This is a genomic window from Clostridium sp. DMHC 10 (genome assembly GCF_001270375.1).
Lineage (GTDB): Bacteria > Bacillota > Clostridia > Clostridiales > Clostridiaceae > Clostridium_S > Clostridium_S guangxiense.
In genome coordinates, this window is the sequence record NZ_LGVB01000015.1 from 2,412,154 (window position 1) to 2,432,377 (window position 20,224).

Genomic DNA, 20,224 nt, shown 5'->3' on the forward strand with positions numbered 1-20,224 from the left:
ATGAAATTAATTTCATGGAATGTAAATGGCCTTCGTGCATGTGTTCAAAAAGGATTCTTAGATTATTTTAAGGAAGTAGATGCTGATATTTTCTGTGTTCAAGAGACAAAACTTCAAGAAGGACAGATAGATTTAAAATTAGATGGATATTATGATTATTGGAATTATGCAGAAAAGAAGGGGTATTCAGGTACTGCTATATTCTCAAAAATTAAACCTATAAATTGTACGTATGGAATAAATATAGAAGAGCATGATAAGGAAGGAAGAGTTATAACTTTAGAGTTTGATGAGTTTTATATGGTTACTGTTTATACTCCAAATTCAAAGGAGAAACTTGCTAGACTAGATTATAGGATGGAATGGGAAGACTGCTTTAGAGATTACTTAAAGAATTTGGATGAAAAGAAACCTGTTATTGTATGTGGAGATATGAATGTAGCTCATACGGAAATAGACCTTAAAAATCCTAAAACGAACACAAAAAATGCTGGCTTTTCACCAGAAGAAAGAAGTAAATTCACAGAACTTTTAGGAGCAGGGTTTATAGATACCTACAGATATTTTTATCCAGATAAAGAAGGAATATATTCTTGGTGGTCGTATAGATTTAAAGCCAGAGAAAAGAATGCAGGATGGCGCATAGACTATTTCTGCGTATCAGAAGGGCTTAAGGACAAGCTTGTTAGTGCTAACATTCATACAAAGGTTATGGGATCAGATCACTGCCCTGTTGAATTAGTTATAAAATAGCAAATAATAAAATTGGAGATATAGATAATGAAACTAAATGGAATTCATCATGTAGCAATTATTTGCTCAAACTATGAAACATCTAAAAAGTTTTATACTAATATTTTAGGTTTAAAAATTATTAATGAAACTTACAGAAAGGATAGAAAATCATATAAGCTAGATTTAGCAGTTGGAGATAAATATCAAATAGAATTATTTTCTTTCCTTGAAGCTCCTAAAAGGCCTAGCTATCCCGAAGCAAGAGGACTCAGACACTTGGCTTTTGAGATAGATAGTATAGAGCAAGCAATAACGGAACTTGCTGATAAAAATGTAGCCGTTGAGCCAATTAGAGTAGACGAGATTACTGGAAAAAAATTCACTTTCTTTAGTGATCCCGATGATTTACCAATAGAATTATATGAGAGATAGAATAAGGAGAGTACAAAATGGATTTTACTTTAATAGCAACTTCGACTTTTGGTTTGGAAGCTGTAGTTGCAAAAGAACTTAAAGAACTTGGATATGATGATTTAAAGATTGAAAATGGTAAGGTTACCTTTGAGGGTGACGAAATGGATATAGTAACCTGCAACTTGTGGCTAAGAACTGCAGATAGAGTTTTAATAAAAATGGCAGAATTTAAAGCAGAAAGTTTTGAGGAGTTATTTCAAGGAACTCTAAAAGTACAATGGGAAAATATTATGCCCCAGGATGCTTATATGCATGTTACAGGAAAATCTATAAAATCACAGCTTCACAGTGTTCCAGATTGCCAGGGAATAGTAAAAAAAGCTGTTGTTGAAGCAATGAAGAGAAAATACAACCTTGAAAGATTCACAGAATATGGTGCAGAATACAAAATAGAGGTTGGCATACTTAAGGATATAGTTACCTTGACCTTAGATACCTCTGGGGAGGGACTTCACAAAAGAGGCTACAGAGAGAATTCTGGTGGCGCTCCTATAAAGGAAACTTTAGCTGCTGCAATGGTACTTTTAAGCAAATGGACTCCAGAAATTCAACTTGCAGATCCAATGTGTGGTTCTGGAACAATAGCTATAGAGGCTGCTATGATAGCAAAGAATATTGCACCAGGTCTGAAGAGAAAGTTTGTATCTGAGGAATGGGATATAATTTCTAAAGATTTATGGAGTGATTTAAGGAAGCATGCAAGAAATTCTATAAATAATAAGGAGTTTAATATACTTTGCTCTGATATAGATGGATGGGTAATAAAAACTGCCAAGGCCAATGCTAAAAAGGCTGGTGTAGCTGATTATATATATTTTCAAAAACTTTCTATGCAAGACTTTTCATCTAGTAAAAAGGGAGGATTCATAATAACTAATCCACCTTATGGTGAAAGACTTGGAGAAGTAAAAGAGGTAGAGAGATTATATAAGGATATGGGGAGGAATTTTTCAAAGCTCGATAATTGGTCTTATTTTGTAATTACAGCTCATGAAAAGTTTGAAGAACTCTTTGGAAGAAAAGCTGATAAAAATAGAAAATTGTATAACGGAAAACTTAAATGTTATTACTACCAATACCATAATTAATTCACAATGCACAGTTCACAGTCCACAATTATGGATGATTTTCTGCTTTGACGGAAAATCTAAAATGTAAAGTTGACGCTGTATTGAGTGCAGTCGATGAAATTTTTAATTAAAGATTTTTCGTAGAGAAATGAAGAAAAGTCATCCATAACTGTACTCTGTTATCTCTACTCTGTACTCTGTCAAAGGTGGTGGGTTATGTATAAAATAATGATTGTAGAAGACGAAGAAAAAATCAGAGGTATTTTAAAAAAGTCACTGAAGAAATGGTCTTTTGAGATTTATGCTGTAGAAGATTTTAATAGTACTTTTGAGGAATTTGTAAAGGTAGAGCCTCAGCTTGTTTTAATGGATGTAAATCTTCCTGTTTGTGATGGATTTTACTGGTGCAGTAAAATAAGAAGCATATCAAAGATACCTATAGTATTTTTATCCTCACGAAATTCAAATATGGACATAGTTATGGCTGTGAATATGGGAGGAGACGACTACATAACAAAGCCTTTTTCTATTGAAGTTCTTGTAGCTAAAATAAATGCGCTTTTAAGAAGAACTTATTCATATAGTGAGACAAGCTTAGATATGCTTGAGTTTAAAAATGTTGTTATTTCATTAAAGAATAATACTGTTTATTATAATGATGAAAATATAGAACTTACAAAAAATGAATTTAAGATACTTTATGTGCTAATCAAGAATCACGACAATATAGTAAGCAGGGAAGATATAATGCAGGAGCTTTGGCAGGATGAGAATTTTATAGATGATAATACACTTACGGTAAATATAAATAGGCTTAGAAAAAAGCTTAAAGAAATTGGACTTGTAGATTTTATAAAGACTATAAAAAATCAAGGATATGTTATAAAATGACACTTATTAAATATTTAAGAGATAATATAAGATTTATAATATTTTATATACTTTTAATAACATTTGTTTCGATGTTTACTTACTTGGATGAGCGAAATAGAATGGCTAAATCAAATATTGTATATATGATTTTTGTTTCAATATTTTTAATGTGCATATTTATTTTTTATGATTACAGCATAAAAAATAGATATATAAAAGAACTTTTACTTTATAAAAAGGGTGAAGACAAAACACCTATTTTACCTAGCCCTTTTGATTATAAAGATGAAATTTATATGTCTATGATAGAAGACTTGTATATGAGTTATACTGAAAAATTAAATAATTTAGAAGAGAAATTTGATGATAATAATGACTTTGTAACAGCTTGGGTACATGAGATAAAAACACCAATAGCAACCTCGAAGCTTCTTCTTGAAAGTGGAGAAATAAATTTAAAATCCTTTAAAGAAGAGATAGATAAAATAGATGATTATGTTGAAAAGGTTCTTTATTATTCAAGAAGTGATGATTTTTCAAAAGACTATATAATTTCTGAGGTTGATGTTGGCAAGTTAGTTAAGGAAAGTATAAAAATTCATTCAAGCATATTTATAAAAAAGCATATAAAATTAAAATTAGAAATAGATAGTCGATTTAGCGTAGATACTGATAAAAAGTGGCTTCTTTTTATAGTAAATCAGGTTATTTCTAATGCTCTTAAGTACACAAGTTTAGGTGGAACAATATTAATAAGAGCATCACAAAGCGATAATGAAAAAATATTATTAATAGAAGATACTGGTGTAGGAATAAAGAAAGAAGACTTAAGTAGAATATTTGCTAAATCTTTTACAGGATACAATGGAAGAAAAGAAAATTCAAAGGCTACAGGATTGGGCTTGTATTTATCCTATAAGCTTGCTAGAAAATTGGGACATAACATTACTGTAGAATCTGAATATAACAAGGGAACTAAGTTTTATATACATTTTCCAAAGTGGTGTGATTATTACGAGCTTACAAAAATGTAAAGTTTGAAAAGCAAAATGTAAGTCAAAAAAATGGCTGAACATTTTGCTTTTTTATATAATTTAAATATAGTGAAACGCGATGGAGGTATAAAAATGGAAGTTTTTAAATATACAAAATTTAAAAAAGGTTTATGGTTCTAAATTTGGAGGAGTGAAATATACAGCACTTAATGATATTAATTTAAAAGTAGAAAGCGGGGAATTTGTTGGGATAATGGGACCATCTGGTTCGGGAAAAACTACGTTCTTAAATGTTATATCAACTATTGATAAACCAACTGCAGGAAATGTATTTATTGATGGAAAAGATATAGTGGGACTTAGAGAACCAAACTTATCAAAATTTAGAAGAGAAAAGTTAGGATTTATATTTCAAGATTTTAATTTGCTTGATAATATGACTATTAAGGAAAATATAGTTTTGCCTTTGGCTTTATCTAAAACACCATATGATGTTATTGAAAAAAGGCTCAAGGATATAAGCACAAAACTTGGTATAGATAAAATAATAAATAAGCATATCTACGAGGTATCTGGAGGACAAAAGCAGAGAGCTGCTGCGGCAAGAGCGATGATAACAGAACCTTCACTAATTCTTGCAGATGAGCCTACAGGAGCATTAGATTCGAAGGCATCTAAAGAACTTTTGAATTCTTTAAGGTATTTGAATGAAAAAAAATGAAGCTACAATTCTTATGGTAACACACGATGCCTTTGCTGCTTCTTATTGCAGGAGAGTGATATTTATTAAAGATGGAAGATTATTTAATGAAATATATAAAGGGGATAGAAGCAGAGCAGATTTTTATCAGAATATATTAAAAGTGCTCTCTATTATTGGAGGTGATACGGATGACATTATGTAAAATGGCAGTGAGTAATATAAAAAGTAATTTTAAAAATTACTGGGCATATTTTTTAAGTTCAAGCTTTAGTGTATTTGTATTATACCTTTTTATATCCATAACTTATAATAAAAATGTTCAAAATACACTTGGTAAAATGAAGTCAAGTATGATTTTACTTAAGATAGGTTTAGGGCTTGTCATATTATTTTCTGTATTTTTTATATGGTACTCAAATTCGTTTTTTATAAAAGCTAGAAAAAAAGAATTTGCAACCTATATGTTGCTCGGAATATCTAAAAAGCAGGTTGCTTTCCTCAATTTTTTTGAAAATTTGATGATTACATTGATGTCGTTTTTAAGTGGAATAATTTTGGGTATTGTTTTTAATAAATTTTTTATTATGCTGCTATTTGAACTTATGAGGACTAAAGGTACAGCTGAATTTCAGTTTAGCCTTAAAGCGTTTAATTTATCATTTATAGTATTTACAATTATATTTTGTATAATAAGTATTCATGGTTACTTTGTTATAAGTAGAAGCAGTCTTATAGATATGTTTAATGCATCTAAAAAGATAGAAAAAGGGCTAAAGATATCAATGTTAACTTTAGCAATGAGCGTAGTTTCTTTTATTTTTATGAGTTTTGGATACTATCTTGCCATAAAAAAACTTGGGGACAACATAATTTTGGCACCTAAAGTAGTATTACTTATCGTTATAGGTACAATACTATTTTTCACTGCTATTACCGCTGTGATTATAAATATAATGAAGAAAAATGAACCATATATTTTTAAAGGAATTAGACTTATACCAATATCCCAGATTTATCAAAGATATAGAGGAAATGTAGGAAGCCTTAGTATAATAACAGTAACCACTACTATTGCATTGTGTGCACTTCTATTTTGCTTTGGAGGGTTTAATAAATCTATAGAAAATGCAAGAAATTTGTGCCCATTTTCAGTGGAATACGTAAATGGAAATCAAAATTCAGATAAAATTTTTAATGATGCTTTGAAGGAACATAAAGAAGTTTCGGTTAAAAATAAAGCAGTTATAAACTTTGTTATAGTAACTGCTAATGGACCATTTTATAATAACAAATCTGACGTTTCAATATTAAATCAAAGTAAGTTTAATAAAATTAATTCATATGAGGGAGTAAATAGGAAAGTAAATTTAAATGATAATGAATGTTATTATGTTGCATTAGACACTATGTCGGGAAATCCTAAGGGAAATATTAATAAAAATATAAGTTTTAAATTTGGAAATAAAGATTATAACCTTAATATAACTAATTCAGATACAAAGAACTTTATAGCTATAGATCATTGCAGAGAAATAGTAATTGTAAGCGATAAGGTGTATAAGAATATTAAAAAAGTGGCAAGGACTGGAAACTTTTTTAATGTTACAGGGTATATACTTAAAAATGATTTTAGGGCTGAAAAATTTACTGATGAACTACAAAGGGATATGCCTAAGGAAGATAGTTTAGCAACTTTTTATGAGCATTATACCAGTGGAATGAAGATAATGGGGGTACTTGCATTTACAGGACTATTTATAGGAATCTTATTTGTAATGGCAACAGGCAGTATAATATATTTTAAAATGTCTATGGAAGCAAAGGAAGACAAGAAAAATTTTATGATCCTTAGAAAAATAGGAGTCAGTGAACGCGAAATAAAAAAGGCAGTATTAATAGAAAATTTAATTTTATTTGGTGTTCCATTTTTACTAGCATCTTTAAATACCTACGCAGCGTCATTTTCTATAAGCAAATTAATGGAGCTAAAAATTGTTAAGGAATATGTAATTATAATGTTAGCATATTTGTTTATCTATAGTATATATTATTTGATAACAGTAAAGGATTATTTAAGAACTGTTAATGAGTAAAACTGGAAGTTGTGAAGTAATAATGCTTCGTCGCGTTAAAAAAATCCTATAAATCTAAGTGGTTATTTAAAAAAAGTGGTTGCTTTGGGTTCAAGAAGTATGAGATAAACTATTTGTGTCTTTCATTAGACATCCTCCTATGTTTTCATATTTGCGGTTGGCTAGACCTGCATCTATTTTAACATAGGAGTTTTTTTCTGCTCAACGGCATAAGCCTTTTTTCTTCCACTTGCTTAGCAAGTGGTTTCCTTCGTTACACAAAGAGGAAAAGAGAAACAAAATTTTCTCTTTTCTCACTGGCTAAGAAAGGAGGTGATATTCTATGAAGCCATCTTCTTTCAGCAAAATACCATTCGAAAAACTCAACTATCAGATTCAGAAAGATTTTCAGACAACTATTCAATTCCAATTTGACTATATGGCAAGAAAAGTAATGATACGTACTAAAAGTAATTGTTGCCGATCTATTGGTAGACGCAGTAAACATGAATACTTATTTTCAGAAATATCGGAATTGGAATTGAATAAGCTGCAAACTTCTGACTCCTATCATTTAGATAGTCAGATTTATGAGATTTTATCACTTAATGTGGAAGTAGCTGACTGTCAGATTGCAGAGGCCCTAGATACTTTGCCAAAACGCAAACGTGATATCATTCTGATGTCGTACTATTTGGAAATGACGGATGCAGAGATTGCAGATGAATTGGGTGTAAACCGTAGTACAGTGTACCGCAACCGTACTAATGCATTAAAAATTATAAAAACACTATTGGAGGAGGAGTTATGAAGAAAACAAAGGAGTTGATTCCCTTTCCTATAATAAAGGCAGCAAGTGATGGTGATGCTGTGGCAATTGAATATATATTAAATCATTACCAAAGATATATTGCAAAACTTTCTACAAAGATGCTTACTGATGAATACAGTAATGGATATTATTTTGTGGACAAGTACATTCAAGAACAGATTACCACTGCCCTACTGAAAATGATTTTAAGTTTTAAAATCTAAACATATAAGGGCGTATGGATCACCAATACGCCCTAACTTTGAAGCTGTCACTCTGTAAAAGCATATTGTCTATTTAAGTATGCTTTTACGGATTGATAAAACCTATTTGTTCTTTGACAAAGAAAATGCCATTTGTGGCATAGAATAAAATAATTGGATACATTCAATATGTAGAAAGCCGGCGAACTGGAACGCCATGACCACTAAAGGGGGAAATAAAAAGTGAGCGATTATTCCAGTGATTCGCAAGTGACCTTTGGCAAGGTTACTGCCATGACCTGCATATTGGGATAATGATACTCCCGTATAGCCACAGCCCGAGCGTGAACAGACTGCCGCAGGCAATGGATACGGCTACGTGAGAACCATGTAGGGGTGGAATTCCCGTGGAGCCGTTGCCAGCAGCCATCTGATTTCTACTTTTTTTACTCTATTAATGATTATCATGATTCATGATATAATGGATATATATTGTATTGGCTCGACCGAGAAAGGAGCAATATGATAGTAACTGTAACCAGAAAAGAATTAATGGCTTTAGGTTATGGTCCCTCTTTTTCCCGTGACATTATACGTCAGGCCAAATATTTAATGGTTCAGAAAGGATATGGTTTCTACAACACAAAAAAACTAGGTCGAGTACCTGTGGAAGCCATAGAAGAAATATTGGGAATTACCTTTAGCTCAGAAGATTTATTAAAATTGAGTGGTTCCAGTAAGGCTGCTTTAATCAAGGGAAGGAATTCAAATGATTAAAGTTAAAAAAAATGCCAATGGAACTTATGAATTTAGGGCAAGTCTTGGATTTGACCCTGTTACTGGCAAGAGAATACAAAAAAGAATGAGTGGATTTAAGACAAAATCCGAGGCGGAATCAGCCTATGCCAAATTGATTTTAGACAGTGGTGATGGTGCATTTCATCTCAACAGTAGCATGACTTTTAAAAAATTTACTGAAGAATTTTTTATCCCATGGTATAAAAGTCATGTAAAAGAAAGTACTTATGAGAATAGAAAACACATCATTGATAAACATTTTACCTATTTTTACAAGATGAGTCTATGTGACATTACACCTTTGATTATGCAAAAATGGCAAATCAGTGTAACAAAAAAGTATTCAAGTCAATACGTTCGAGGAATACAAGGTTTATTATCCTTAGCATTTGATAGAGCAATTATCCTTGGTTTGATGAAAGACAATCCGTCAAAGACCATTGGAAATATCAAAAAGAAAAAAAGTGAGATTGATTTTTGGACAAAGGAAGAATTTGAAGCTGTTATCTCCAAAATTTATTTAGGAGACTTTTTTTAACACTTTCAGTTTGTCACAATCTGGCTTCTATTTATGACAGGCATGCGAATTGGTGAAGCTACTGCTTTACAATGGGAAGACGTTAACTTTAAAGAAAGAACTTTAAATATTTCTAAAACACTATACTATAAAAATGCTTCTGAGTATCGTTTTACTTATCCAAAAACAAAGGCAAGTATTCGCGTAATTGCTTTAGATACAGATACTATTAAAGTATTACAAAATTGGGCAAAATTACAGAGCAAATTATGCAAAACCAATTTCATTTTGTCTTATAATGGAGTTCCTACTCAAAAATCTACAATTTCTCATGCTATAAAAAGATATGCAAAAGCTGCAAATGTTCATAAAATTAAAATTCACGGTTTAAGGCACTCTCATGCTTCTCTGCTAATTAGCATGGGTGAAAATCCTTTGGTCATTAAAGAACGGCTTGGTCATGAAGATATTCAAACTACACTTGGAACATATGGACATCTATATCCAAACAGCAATTTTCAAGTAGCTGACAAATTAAGTGGATTTATCAATCTACAAACCAGTGAAGAAACTCAGATTGAACATTACAGCAGCAATCAATTTATTCAGACAAAATATCAAAGTGTGCCAAAAGTGTGCCACAAGAAATAAATAAGTCTTAAAAGCCTTGTTATATCAAGACTTTTAAGACACCTATAATTATTCCCACTCAATTGTAGCTGGTGGTTTTGAAGTTATATCATAAACAATTCTATTTACGCCTTTAACTTCATTAACTATTCTTCTAGATACTTTATCTAAAACTTCATACGGTATTCTTGCCCAATCAGAAGTCATAGCATCTGAGGATGTAACGGCTCTTAAAGCTATGGTTTCACAGTAGGTTCTTCCATCACCCATAACTCCAACGGAATGGATGTTTGGAAGGCAAGCAAAGTACTGCCAAATTTTTTCTTCAAGACCTGCATTTGCAATTTCTTCTCTGAAAATTGCATCTGCTTCTCTAACTATTTCAAGTTTTTCTTCTGTAACTTCTCCAAGCACTCTTATTCCAAGTCCTGGTCCCGGAAACGGCTGTCTCCACACAAGTTTATGAGGAATTCCAAGTTCTTCTCCAACAGCTCTTACTTCGTCCTTAAATAGTTCTCTTAATGGTTCTATAAGTTCAAATTGCATATCTTCTGGAAGTCCACCAACATTGTGATGACTCTTTATAGTTGCTGAAGTAGTTGTTCCACTTTCAACAACATCTGGATAAATTGTTCCTTGAACTAGAAAACCTATTTCTCCAAGTTTATTTGCTTCTTCTTCAAATACTCTTATGAATTCTTCTCCTATTATCTTTCTTTTTCTTTCAGGATCAGAAACCCCTTTTAGTTTTCCAAGAAATCTATCTTTAGCATTAACTCTTATGAGGTTCATATCAAATTGTTTTCTAAAAATACTTTCAACTTGATCTCCTTCATCTTTTCTAAGAAGTCCGTGATCAACAAATACACAAGTTAACTGTTTGCCTACAGCTTTGTGTACAAGAACTGCTGCAACAGATGAATCAACTCCACCTGAAAGTGCACATAAAACTTTTTTATCTCCAACAATATCTTTTATAAGTTTAACTTTTTCTTCTACGAAAGAAGACATTGACCAGTCAGCTTTAAGTTTGCATACTTTAAATAAGAAGTTTGAGAAAAACTCTTTTCCAAAAGGTGTATGTAAAACTTCTGGGTGAAATTGAACTCCGTATATATTTTTTTCTTCATTAATCATAGCTGCGACAGGACATACCTTTGTGTGTGCCACAATTTTAAAACCTTCTGGAACCTTTGCAACTGTATCCGTATGACTCATCCAGCAAGTGTTATCTACATCTATTCCTTCAAAAAGCTTACAAGTATTATCAAGTGTTACACCAGCTTTTCCGTATTCTCTAATCTCAGAGCTTTTAACTTCTCCCCCAAGGGTATAAGTTACGAGCTGATGTCCATAGCAGATTCCAAGTACTGGGACTCCTAGATTAAATATTTCCTTGTCAACTCCAGGTGCATCTTCACCATAAACACTGTTTTGTCCGCCTGTAAAAATTATTGCACTTGGATTCTTTGCTTTTATTTTATCAATAGTATAAGTAAATGGAACTATCTCACAGTAAACATTGTGTTCTCTAACTCTTCTTGCTATAAGCTGATTATATTGACCTCCAAAATCAATAACCAGTACCATCTGTCTTTCCACAGTCTTACCTCCTACATTTTAAATAATTTATTATTGGTTAACGCTGTAATTTGGTGCTTCTTTAGTTATAGAAATATCATGTGGATGACTTTCTCTAAGTCCTGCTGATGTTTGAACTACGAAAGTAGCTTTCTCAGCTAATTCTGGTAATGTTTTTGATCCAAGATATCCCATTCCAGATCTTATTCCTCCTAAGAGCTGGAATACTGTATCAATTACTGATCCTTTGAATGGAATTCTTCCCTCTACGCCTTCTGGAACAAGCTTTTTATTTCCTTCTTGGAAGTATCTGTCCTTGCTTCCACATTTCATAGCTGCAAGGGAACCCATTCCTCTATATACTTTGTAGCTTCTTCCTTGATATATTTCAATTTCTCCTGGAGCTTCTTCGCAGCCTGCAAACATTGAACCCATCATTGTAACCTTTGCACCTGCTGCAAGAGCCTTTACAATATCTCCAGAGTATTTTAATCCACCATCTGCAATTATAGGAACTCCATACTTATCAGCTACTTCAACACAATCCATAACTGCTGTAAGCTGAGGTACACCAACTCCTGCTACAATTCTAGTAGTACATATCGATCCAGGTCCAATTCCAACCTTAACGCAATCTGCACCTGCTTCTATAAGATCTTTTGTAGCTTCTCCTGTTGCAACATTTCCTGCAATAACCTGCAAATCAGGATATACAGACTTTATTTTCTTAACAGCTTCTAAAACACCTTGTGAATGACCATGCGCTGTATCAAGTACTATAACATCAACACTTACATCAACTAAAGCTTTAACTCTATCCATCATGTCTTTTGTTACTCCAACACCTGCACCACATAAAAGTCTACCATGTTCATCTTTTCCTGCATTAGGGAATATTCTAACTTTTTCAATATCTTTTATTGTTATAAGTCCTTTTAATTTAAATTCATCATCTACTAAAGGAAGTTTTTCTATTTTATGTTCTTTTAAAAGATTTTTTGCTTCTTCAAGTGTTGTTCCTTCTTTAGCTGTAATTAAATTTTCGCTTGTCATAAGCTCACTTATTTTTCTAGTAAAATCTTCTTCAAATACTATATCTCTGTTTGTTATTATTCCAACAAGTTTTCCTGTCTTATCAGTTATAGGAACACCTGATATTCTATATTTACTCATTACATCAAGTGCATCTTGAATGGAATTATCTGCTGCTAATGAAAAAGGATTCGTTATAACTCCATTTTCTTGTCTTTTTACTCTATCAACTTCACTTGCCTGTTCTTCAATGGACATATTTTTATGGATTATTCCTATTCCACCTTCTCTTGCCATTGCTATAGCCATTTTAGATTCTGTAACAGTATCCATTCCAGCACTCATTAGGGGGATATTAAGTTTTATCTTTTTAGTTAAATTAGTTCTTAAATCAACTTCCCTAGGTAAAACTTCAGACTTGTTTGGCACGAGTAACACATCATCAAAAGTATAAGCTTGTTTTAAAATTCTTCCCATTTATATATAACTTCCTTTCAAAAATAAATTTTTTAAGTTAAACTAGTTTGTCTTTATCCATATAGAATATAAGCATACTAATTTTCTTTGAGAGTGAAAATTAGCATGCTTTAATATACATCAAACACGCCTCAATCACTCATAGTCAGAAATTAACGGTTTCTGGTAGATACTTCCTGCCATATTCAGGATATATATGAGTTTTATCAATTATTTTTATAACATATTTTATTCTCTATTTTATTCATAAATTTGCATTTTGTCAATCATTATCGACACAATATTGATTAAAAAATTTCTTTTCACAAATATTCTTCCTCTAAACTTTATATCAAAAAATAAATTTTCTCTGCTTCTATATAAATATACTTGGTTATATTGACCAAAAGTATACATATTTTAATCTACAAAAAATAAAAATTCAAGAGAACTTTTTATTCTCTTGAATTTTTTTATTTCTTTTATTTTAGTACATTCCGTCCATTCCCATTCCTGGAACTCCTGGTGCTGCTTTTTCCTTTTCAGGTATATCAGCTACTGCACATTCAGTTGTAAGGAATGTAGAAGCAACTGAAGCCGCATTTTGAAGTGCTGATCTTGTAACCTTTGTAGGATCAACAATTCCAACATTTATCATATCAACATATTTTTCATGTAAAGCATCGAACCCAATGCCTTTTTCGCTGTTTACAATCTTTTCGATTATAACGGAACCTTCAAGACCTGCATTTTCAGCTATTTGTCTTACTGGTTCTTCAAGAGCTCTAACTACTATGTTTATACCAACTTGAGCATCTTGTTCTTCATCAGTTAACTTGCTTACTTCTGGAAGTACATCTATATAAGCAGTACCACCACCTGCAACTATACCTTCTTCAACGGCTGCCTTTGTAGCTGCAAGAGCATCTTCTATTCTAAGTTTTCTTTCTTTAAGTTCAGTTTCTGAAGCTGCTCCAACTTTGATAACTGCAACTCCACCAGCAAGCTTTGCTAATCTTTCTTGAAGCTTTTCTCTATCAAAATCTGAAGTTGTTTCTTCTATTTGAGCTCTTATTTGAGCAACTCTATCATGGATTTCAGTCTTGTCACCTTTTCCATTTACAACTGTAGTGTTTTCTTTTGATATCTTAACACTTTCAGCTCTACCAAGCATATCAACAGTAACGTCTTTCAAGTCTTTTCCAAGCTCTTCTGATATTACTTCTCCACCTGTAAGTATAGCTATGTCTCTCAACATTTCTTTTCTTCTATCACCGAATCCTGGTGCTTTTACAGCAACGCATGTAAAGGTTCCCTTTAATTTATTGATAACTAATGTTGCTAAAGCTTCTCCTTCAACATCATCAGCAATTATTAAAAGTTTCTTTCCTTGTTGAACTATTTGTTCAAGTACTGGAAGAATTTCTTGTATATTTGATATTTTCTTATCTGTTATAAGTATATATGGATCATCAAGTGATGCTTCCATCTTTTCACTATCTGTTACCATATATGGGCTTAAATATCCTCTGTCAAACTGCATTCCTTCAACAACATCAAGTTCAGTTCCCATTGTTTTTGATTCTTCAACAGTTATAACGCCTTCATTGCCTACTTTTTCCATTGCATCTGCAATTAATTTTCCTATTTCAGGGTCAGCAGCTGATATTGAAGCAACTCTTGCTATATCTTCTTTACCATCTATAGGTTTTGATATTTTCTTCAATTCTGCAACTGTTAAGTCAACAGCTTTTCTAATTCCGTTTCTTATAAGCATTGGATTAGCTCCAGCTGTAACATTCTTTAATCCTTCTCTTATTATTGCCTGTGCAAGAAGTGTTGCTGTAGTAGTACCATCTCCTGCTACATCATTTGTTTTAGTAGCAACTTCTTTTACAAGTTGTGCTCCCATATTTTCATATGGATCTTCAAGTTCTATCTCTCTTGCAATACTTACACCATCATTTGTTATAAGTGGTGCTCCAAATTTTTTATCTAAAACAACATTTCTTCCTTTTGGTCCAAGAGTAACTTTTACTGTGTTAGCAAGTTTATCTACACCTTTTTGCATAGATCTTCTTGCATCTTCTCCGTATAATATTTGCTTTGCCATTTTAAAATCCCTCCCGAATTTATAAATAGTTTAAATACAGTTAAATCGATGCGAAACTTAATTTATATACGTTTCAAAATGACAACTTTCAAAACATTATGAGACATATATAAGTTTAGTTGAGCTGATTTCACTAAATTAGTCTTCTACTACTCCTAAAATATCATCTTGTTTTACAATTAATAGTTCTTCACCATCAATTTTAACTTCAGTTCCGCTGTATTTTGAGAAAAATACTTTATCTCCTGCTTTTACATCCATTTTTACTTCTTTTCCATCAACTATTCCACCAGGACCTACTGCTATTACCTCTGCAAGCTGTGGTTTTTCCTTAGCTGCACCAGGTAATACTATTCCGCTTTTAGTAGTCTCCTCTGCTTCTAACCTTTTAATTACAACTCTGTCTCCAAGTGGTCTAACTTTCATTTTTAAACCCCTCCTTAAAAATTATATTAAAAATTTTATTAACTTTATAATTTTTATTAGCACTCGCTAATATTGAGTGCTAACACAATTATTATAATAATTAATAGTTGATATATTGGCAAACTTAATATACGTTACTATTTGGTTAATATTACTGATTATAGTAAATTGATATGCATTAAATTGTTTTTTGCTAAATTACTCTTTTTATCTATAAATATCAATTTGAATAAAATTCCTACACTTGTCAATAATGTTTAACACAAAATTTTTATGAAGGCAGTGAATAATTTGAAGATAGTATCAAATTTAACTAAGATATTTTTTTCTTTCCTTTTGACATTGACAACTATTTTATTTTTCACAAAAATAACAATGAACTTAAAGCCAATTTACTATTACGATGCATTAAATTTAGACATAATAGAAGAGTATAACCTTTATATTGAAAAATATAACTTAAATACTCAATATTTAAATTCTATTTCTCTCAAAAAAAATTACAATTATGTAATTGATTATATACAAAACCATAAAAAAGAGGCTTTTAAACTTCCAACTATACCTTTTTCTTCAAAAGCCAAAACACATTTTGAAGATGTAAAAAAAATAATAAAATATGGAGAATACACTTTTATAGCTTCTATAATATTATTTATAGCATTCTCTTTTATAACAAAAAAAATTATGTTATTTTCTGCCTAAAAGCCAGCGGAAAAGAACTGATTGCTATAACTGTTTTTCATCTTTTCTTTCACTTTTTAATTTTGATGAATTTTTTGATTCATTTCATAAGCTTATATTTCATAATCAGTACTGGATTTTTGATCCACAATATGACCCCGTTATATTAATATTTCCAGAAAATTATTTTATGCATTGTGCTGCTATAATCTTATTTTTTTCATTAATAACAGGCATATTTTTTTATATAAAAGGAAAATAAACTTCTAGCTATTTTTATCCGATTTTTTCTTAATAATGTTCTTTAATATTTTTTCTCCCTTTAAAGTTCCTATTATAAATAAAATAATCATAACAACAGCTATAATGGCAAGATGCAAAACATTGCCTTCAGTCAGCTTATTTCCAAAATACGCAGATACAAATATGCCTGGAAGTCTTCCCATAGTTGAGTAAATAATAAACTTTTTTCCGCTTACTCCAGAAGCTCCACATAGATACGCTAATATATCTTTTGGCAATCCTGGTATAAGATAAATAAGAAATATTGCAGCAGCAGCATTTTCACTTTTTAAAAATTTTCTAAATTTAGATGCATTATTCTTCGCCGTAATCTTTTCTATAAAAGGTTTTCCTAAAAAGTTAGAAAGAAAAAACGCACCGACACTCCCTATAGTTATTCCTATAACAGATATTAGACTTCCATAGAATGTGCCAAAAACATATCCACCTGCAATTTGAACTATTTCCCCTGGTATAAAAAATACAATTACTTGGGCTATTTGCATAACTAAAAAAGCAAGCGTACTGTACCTTCCATAGGATAATATAAATTTTTTTACCTTTTCAGTATCCTTCATCATATAAAAATACTTTGAGTAGTATATATATGTACAGTATGCTAAAAAAACAATAAGCAAGATTCCACCAATTTGTGCTTTATATTTTAAAATTCTATTGTACATAATTTTCATTTTACTAGATACGTTATTGAAAAAGTTTTTTTAAGCCCATAAATTCACTTCCAAAATTAAAGTTTGTTAACAAATATTATTATACCAAAGGTTTGTCAAAGGCGTAAATGCTGCTGGCAATTGTTAACATAAATTTATCATACCTGTATTTTATTCTCTCTAGCATAATAAAATAGATATTGTTGTGCAAAACCAGATAAATTTCCAAACTTGTTTCTACCAAAGTCTCTTATTTTTTTAAGTGATACATCTGGAGCCACATAAAATTTCATCATAGCCTTCTTAACCCAAACATCTACAGGAAAAGCAGAATACTTATTCATAGAAAATAGCATTATACAATCTGCAACCTTAGGTCCTACTCCCATTAACTTTTGAAGTTCCTTATGACAATCATCATCATTAAGAGAAGCTATAAAATCAAGATTAACTTCTCCACTATATATTCTATCAATAGTATCCTTTAAATATTTTGCCCTAAATCCAGTACTGCATTCTTCAAAATCCTTCTCGCTGCCAGTGTGGAGTTTGTCAATTGTAGGGAATGAATAAAAAATATCATTGTTATATGTAATTTTTTCTCCCCACTTTTTACTTATATTTTCTATAGCTTTTTTAATCATTGGAATTCTATTATTAGCAGAAATTATAAAAGATATTAGCATTTCAAGTTTCTCTTGTTTTAAAAGTCTTATTCCATATCCAAAATCAACAGACTTTTTTAATAAAATATCCTTGCTAAGTTCCCCTTTTATTTTTGTGTAATTCCTGCTTAAATCAAAGTACTCACACCATGTATTTTTAAATTCCTCTTCATTGATATTATATATTAACACATCATTTCCCTTTTTCTCTACCTCTATAACCTTTCCCAAAGCCACACCTATATAACTGCCATTTTCCCGTCTATTCCATCTAAAACACTGTCCACAATCAAATATATGGCTAAGTTCAAAGTTCTTTACATCCTTCACTAAAACTCCATTATTAAAGCTTTCAATTGTATTAAAATCCATTTATAAGCACCTCCTACTTTATATTTTATCATATAAAAAAATCCCCATACTTAAATGAGGATCTTTTTTTTGCTATTATTTTGAATAGTCGTAAAAACCTTTTCCAGTTTTTCTTCCAAGCCATCCAGCTCTTACATATTTCTTAAGTAATGTATGTGGTCTGTATTTAGAATCTCCTGTTTCTGAATAAAGAACATTCATTATAGCAAGACATATATCAAGACCTATAAAATCTCCTAATTCTAATGGTCCCATTGGATGATTTGCTCCAAGTTTCATAGCTTTATCTATGTCTTCTACAGAAGCTATTCCTTCTGCATATATTCCAACTGCTTCGTTGATCATTGGAATTAATATTCTATTTACAACAAATCCTGGTGCTTCTGCAACTTCTACAGGATCTTTTCCTATAGCAACAGCACATTCTTTTACAGCATCAAAAGTTTCCTGTGAAGTAGCAATTCCTCTTATTACTTCAACAAGCTTCATAACAGGAGCTGGATTAAAGAAATGCATACCTATAACCTTATCAGGTCTTTTAGTTGCTGATGCTACTTCTGTTATAGAAAGTGATGACGTATTTGACGCAAGTATAGTTTCTGGCTTGCATATATTGTCTAAGTCAGCAAATATTTGTCTCTTTATATCCATTCTTTCAACTGCTGCTTCAACTACAAGATCACAATCAGCTGCCAAATTAAGGTCAACTGTTCCTGTAACTCTCTTTAATATTTCAGCTTTACCAGCTTCGTCTAATTTTCCTTTTTTAACTAATCTTGAAAGATTTTTATCTATAGTAGCTAATCCTCTTTCAACGAACTCGTCTTTAATATCTCTTATAACTACTTCTAATCCTTTAGCTGCAAATGCTTGAGCAATTCCTGCTCCCATTGTACCTGCACCTATAACACATACTTTTTTCATTACACTAGCCTCCTATTTTTAACTTCCATATAAATAATTTATACATTATGAAAATTACTAAGCATAGTTTTTTCATAATGCATAAATTTAATTCTATTTTATTTGCCAGATAATAATTATTAGTTGTTAGCTGCTTTAATTTGAGCAATTAATTCAGGAACAACTTTATTTAAGTCTCCTACGATTGCTAAATCTGCAACTTGCATTATTGGTGCTCCTGCATCCTTATTTATAGCAATTATGTAATCTGAATCCTGCATTCCTGCTAAATGCTGAATTGCTCCTGATATACCGCATGCAATATAAAGTTGTGGTCTTACTGTCTTTCCTGTTTGACCAACTTGAAGATCTTTATCTACCCATTCTTTTTCAATTGCTGCCCTTGAAGCTGCTATAGTTCCGCCAAGTACATCAGCAAGTTCTTGAAGTTTGGCAAAGTTTTCTTTGCTTCCAACTCCTCTTCCACCAGCTACTAATACTTTAGCTTCTCCTATATCAACAGTATCTTTTGCAACCTTAACAACATTTAGAACTTTTGTCCTAATATCGTCTTCTGTTAAGCTAAAAGCAACTTTTTCAATTTTGTCTGAAGAAACATTTGACTGATCCTCAGCTAATTTTGAGAAAACTCCTGGTCTTACAGTTGCCATTTGTGGTCTATGGTCTGCACATACGATTGTAGCCATAAGGTTACCACCAAAAGCAGGTCTTGTTGCAAGTAAGTTGTTGTTTTCAGGATCTATATCAAGTGCAGTACAGTCAGCAGTTAATCCTGTTGAAAGTCTTGCTGCCATTCTAGGTCCTAAGTCTCTTCCTATGAAAGTTGCACCTATAAATAGTATTTCAGGCTTTCTTTCATTGACTAAGTCACATATAACCTTTGCATATGCATCTGTGGTAAAATGCTCTAAAAGCTTGCTATCAGCAGCTAAAACTTTATCTGCTCCATGAGCTAAAAGTTCTTTTGACATTTCATCTGTATTATATCCTAATAATACTGCTGTCAATTCAACACCAAGTTTTCCAGCTATTTCTTTACCTTTTCCAAGTAATTCTAAAGATACTTTCTGTAATTTTCCGTCTCTTTGTTCAGCAAAGACCCATACGCCTTTGTAATCTGCTATATTCATAAAGCTT

At 31.5% G+C, this 20,224-nt stretch carries 18 protein-coding genes, 2 pseudogenes and 1 riboswitch; of the genes and pseudogenes, 12 read left to right on the forward strand and 8 right to left on the reverse strand.

Annotated elements, in window-relative coordinates:
- The 11 genes and pseudogenes from AGR56_RS13685 (at window position 1) to AGR56_RS13735 (ending at window position 9,902) form a co-directional block, all read left to right on the forward strand.
- Window positions 1-753: an exodeoxyribonuclease III gene (locus AGR56_RS13685; protein ID WP_053242699.1), complete on the forward strand. Its 753-nt coding sequence runs from the start codon at window positions 1-3 to the stop codon at window positions 751-753.
- Between the two features lie 27 nt (window positions 754-780).
- Entirely contained in the window at window positions 781-1,167 is a 387-nt protein-coding gene (locus AGR56_RS13690; protein ID WP_053242700.1) for a VOC family protein, read from the forward strand.
- 17 nt (window positions 1,168-1,184) lie between these two features.
- Window positions 1,185-2,297, forward strand: coding sequence for a class I SAM-dependent RNA methyltransferase (locus AGR56_RS13695; RefSeq protein WP_053242701.1), 1,113 nt, complete (start codon window positions 1,185-1,187; stop codon window positions 2,295-2,297).
- Window positions 2,298-2,495: 198 nt separating this feature from the next.
- Entirely contained in the window at window positions 2,496-3,170 is a 675-nt protein-coding gene (locus tag AGR56_RS13700) for a response regulator transcription factor (RefSeq protein WP_053242702.1), read from the forward strand.
- Window positions 3,171-3,271: 101 nt separating this feature from the next.
- Window positions 3,272-4,186 (forward strand): HAMP domain-containing sensor histidine kinase, encoded by a 915-nt coding sequence (locus tag AGR56_RS13705; RefSeq protein ID WP_242851456.1) that lies wholly within the window; start codon window positions 3,272-3,274, stop codon window positions 4,184-4,186.
- Between the two features lie 109 nt (window positions 4,187-4,295).
- Window positions 4,296-5,052, forward strand: a pseudogene (locus AGR56_RS13710) (ABC transporter ATP-binding protein).
- Complete coding sequence (locus AGR56_RS13715) at window positions 5,039-6,943, forward strand: ABC transporter permease (RefSeq protein WP_053242704.1); 1,905 nt, start codon at window positions 5,039-5,041, stop codon at window positions 6,941-6,943. The pseudogene AGR56_RS13710 and the gene AGR56_RS13715 overlap by 14 nt, the downstream one beginning before the upstream one ends.
- A 322-nt stretch (window positions 6,944-7,265) precedes the next feature.
- Complete coding sequence (locus AGR56_RS13720; RefSeq protein ID WP_053242705.1) at window positions 7,266-7,733, forward strand: sigma-70 family RNA polymerase sigma factor; 468 nt, start codon at window positions 7,266-7,268, stop codon at window positions 7,731-7,733.
- Window positions 7,730-7,957 (forward strand): helix-turn-helix domain-containing protein, encoded by a 228-nt coding sequence (locus AGR56_RS13725; RefSeq protein ID WP_053242706.1) that lies wholly within the window; start codon window positions 7,730-7,732, stop codon window positions 7,955-7,957. The genes AGR56_RS13720 and AGR56_RS13725 overlap by 4 nt, the downstream gene beginning before the upstream one ends.
- Before the next feature lie 504 nt (window positions 7,958-8,461).
- On the forward strand, window positions 8,462-8,713 hold the full coding sequence (locus AGR56_RS13730; protein WP_084757164.1) for a DUF3173 domain-containing protein: 252 nt from the start codon (window positions 8,462-8,464) through the stop codon (window positions 8,711-8,713).
- Window positions 8,706-9,902: pseudogene (locus AGR56_RS13735) on the forward strand (site-specific integrase). Before AGR56_RS13730 ends, AGR56_RS13735 begins: the two are co-directional and overlap by 8 nt.
- Before the next feature lie 48 nt (window positions 9,903-9,950).
- Here AGR56_RS13735 and guaA read toward each other — a convergent pair.
- The 4 genes from guaA to AGR56_RS13755 form a co-directional block, all read right to left on the reverse strand.
- Window positions 9,951-11,483, reverse strand: a complete 1,533-nt coding sequence (gene guaA / locus AGR56_RS13740; RefSeq protein WP_053242708.1) for a glutamine-hydrolyzing GMP synthase — start codon at window positions 11,481-11,483, stop codon at window positions 9,951-9,953.
- A 30-nt stretch (window positions 11,484-11,513) separates the two neighbouring features.
- Entirely contained in the window at window positions 11,514-12,971 is a 1,458-nt protein-coding gene (gene guaB / locus AGR56_RS13745; protein WP_053242709.1) for an IMP dehydrogenase, read from the reverse strand.
- Between the two features lie 122 nt (window positions 12,972-13,093).
- Window positions 13,094-13,191, reverse strand: a riboswitch (purine riboswitch).
- 246 nt (window positions 13,192-13,437) lie between these two features.
- On the reverse strand, window positions 13,438-15,063 hold the full coding sequence (gene groL / locus AGR56_RS13750; RefSeq protein WP_053242710.1) for a chaperonin GroEL: 1,626 nt from the start codon (window positions 15,061-15,063) through the stop codon (window positions 13,438-13,440).
- Between the two features lie 138 nt (window positions 15,064-15,201).
- On the reverse strand, window positions 15,202-15,489 hold the full coding sequence (locus AGR56_RS13755; RefSeq protein ID WP_053242711.1) for a co-chaperone GroES: 288 nt from the start codon (window positions 15,487-15,489) through the stop codon (window positions 15,202-15,204).
- Between the two features lie 291 nt (window positions 15,490-15,780).
- Between AGR56_RS13755 and AGR56_RS22910 the strand changes: the two genes are divergently transcribed.
- Window positions 15,781-16,194, forward strand: coding sequence for a DUF1461 domain-containing protein (locus AGR56_RS22910; protein ID WP_053242712.1), 414 nt, complete (start codon window positions 15,781-15,783; stop codon window positions 16,192-16,194).
- Between the two features lie 245 nt (window positions 16,195-16,439).
- Here the strand turns inward: AGR56_RS22910 and AGR56_RS13765 are convergent, their stop codons facing one another.
- The 4 genes from AGR56_RS13765 to AGR56_RS13780 all read right to left on the reverse strand — a co-directional run bounded on the left by AGR56_RS13765 (window position 16,440) and on the right by AGR56_RS13780 (window position 20,217).
- Window positions 16,440-17,147 carry a TVP38/TMEM64 family protein gene (locus AGR56_RS13765; RefSeq protein WP_053242713.1) on the reverse strand — a complete coding sequence of 236 codons (708 nt, stop codon included), beginning with the start codon at window positions 17,145-17,147 and terminating at the stop codon, window positions 16,440-16,442.
- Window positions 17,148-17,284: 137 nt separating this feature from the next.
- Window positions 17,285-18,163, reverse strand: a complete 879-nt coding sequence (locus tag AGR56_RS13770; RefSeq protein WP_053242714.1) for a DNA-3-methyladenine glycosylase — start codon at window positions 18,161-18,163, stop codon at window positions 17,285-17,287.
- Between the two features lie 75 nt (window positions 18,164-18,238).
- The gene (locus AGR56_RS13775; RefSeq protein ID WP_053242715.1) at window positions 18,239-19,087 is read right to left on the reverse strand and encodes a 3-hydroxybutyryl-CoA dehydrogenase; all 849 of its coding nucleotides are present in this window, start codon (window positions 19,085-19,087) and stop codon (window positions 18,239-18,241) included.
- A 119-nt stretch (window positions 19,088-19,206) separates the two neighbouring features.
- On the reverse strand, window positions 19,207-20,217 hold the full coding sequence (locus AGR56_RS13780; protein WP_053242716.1) for an electron transfer flavoprotein subunit alpha/FixB family protein: 1,011 nt from the start codon (window positions 20,215-20,217) through the stop codon (window positions 19,207-19,209).
- Between the last annotated feature and the right edge of the window lie 7 nt (window positions 20,218-20,224).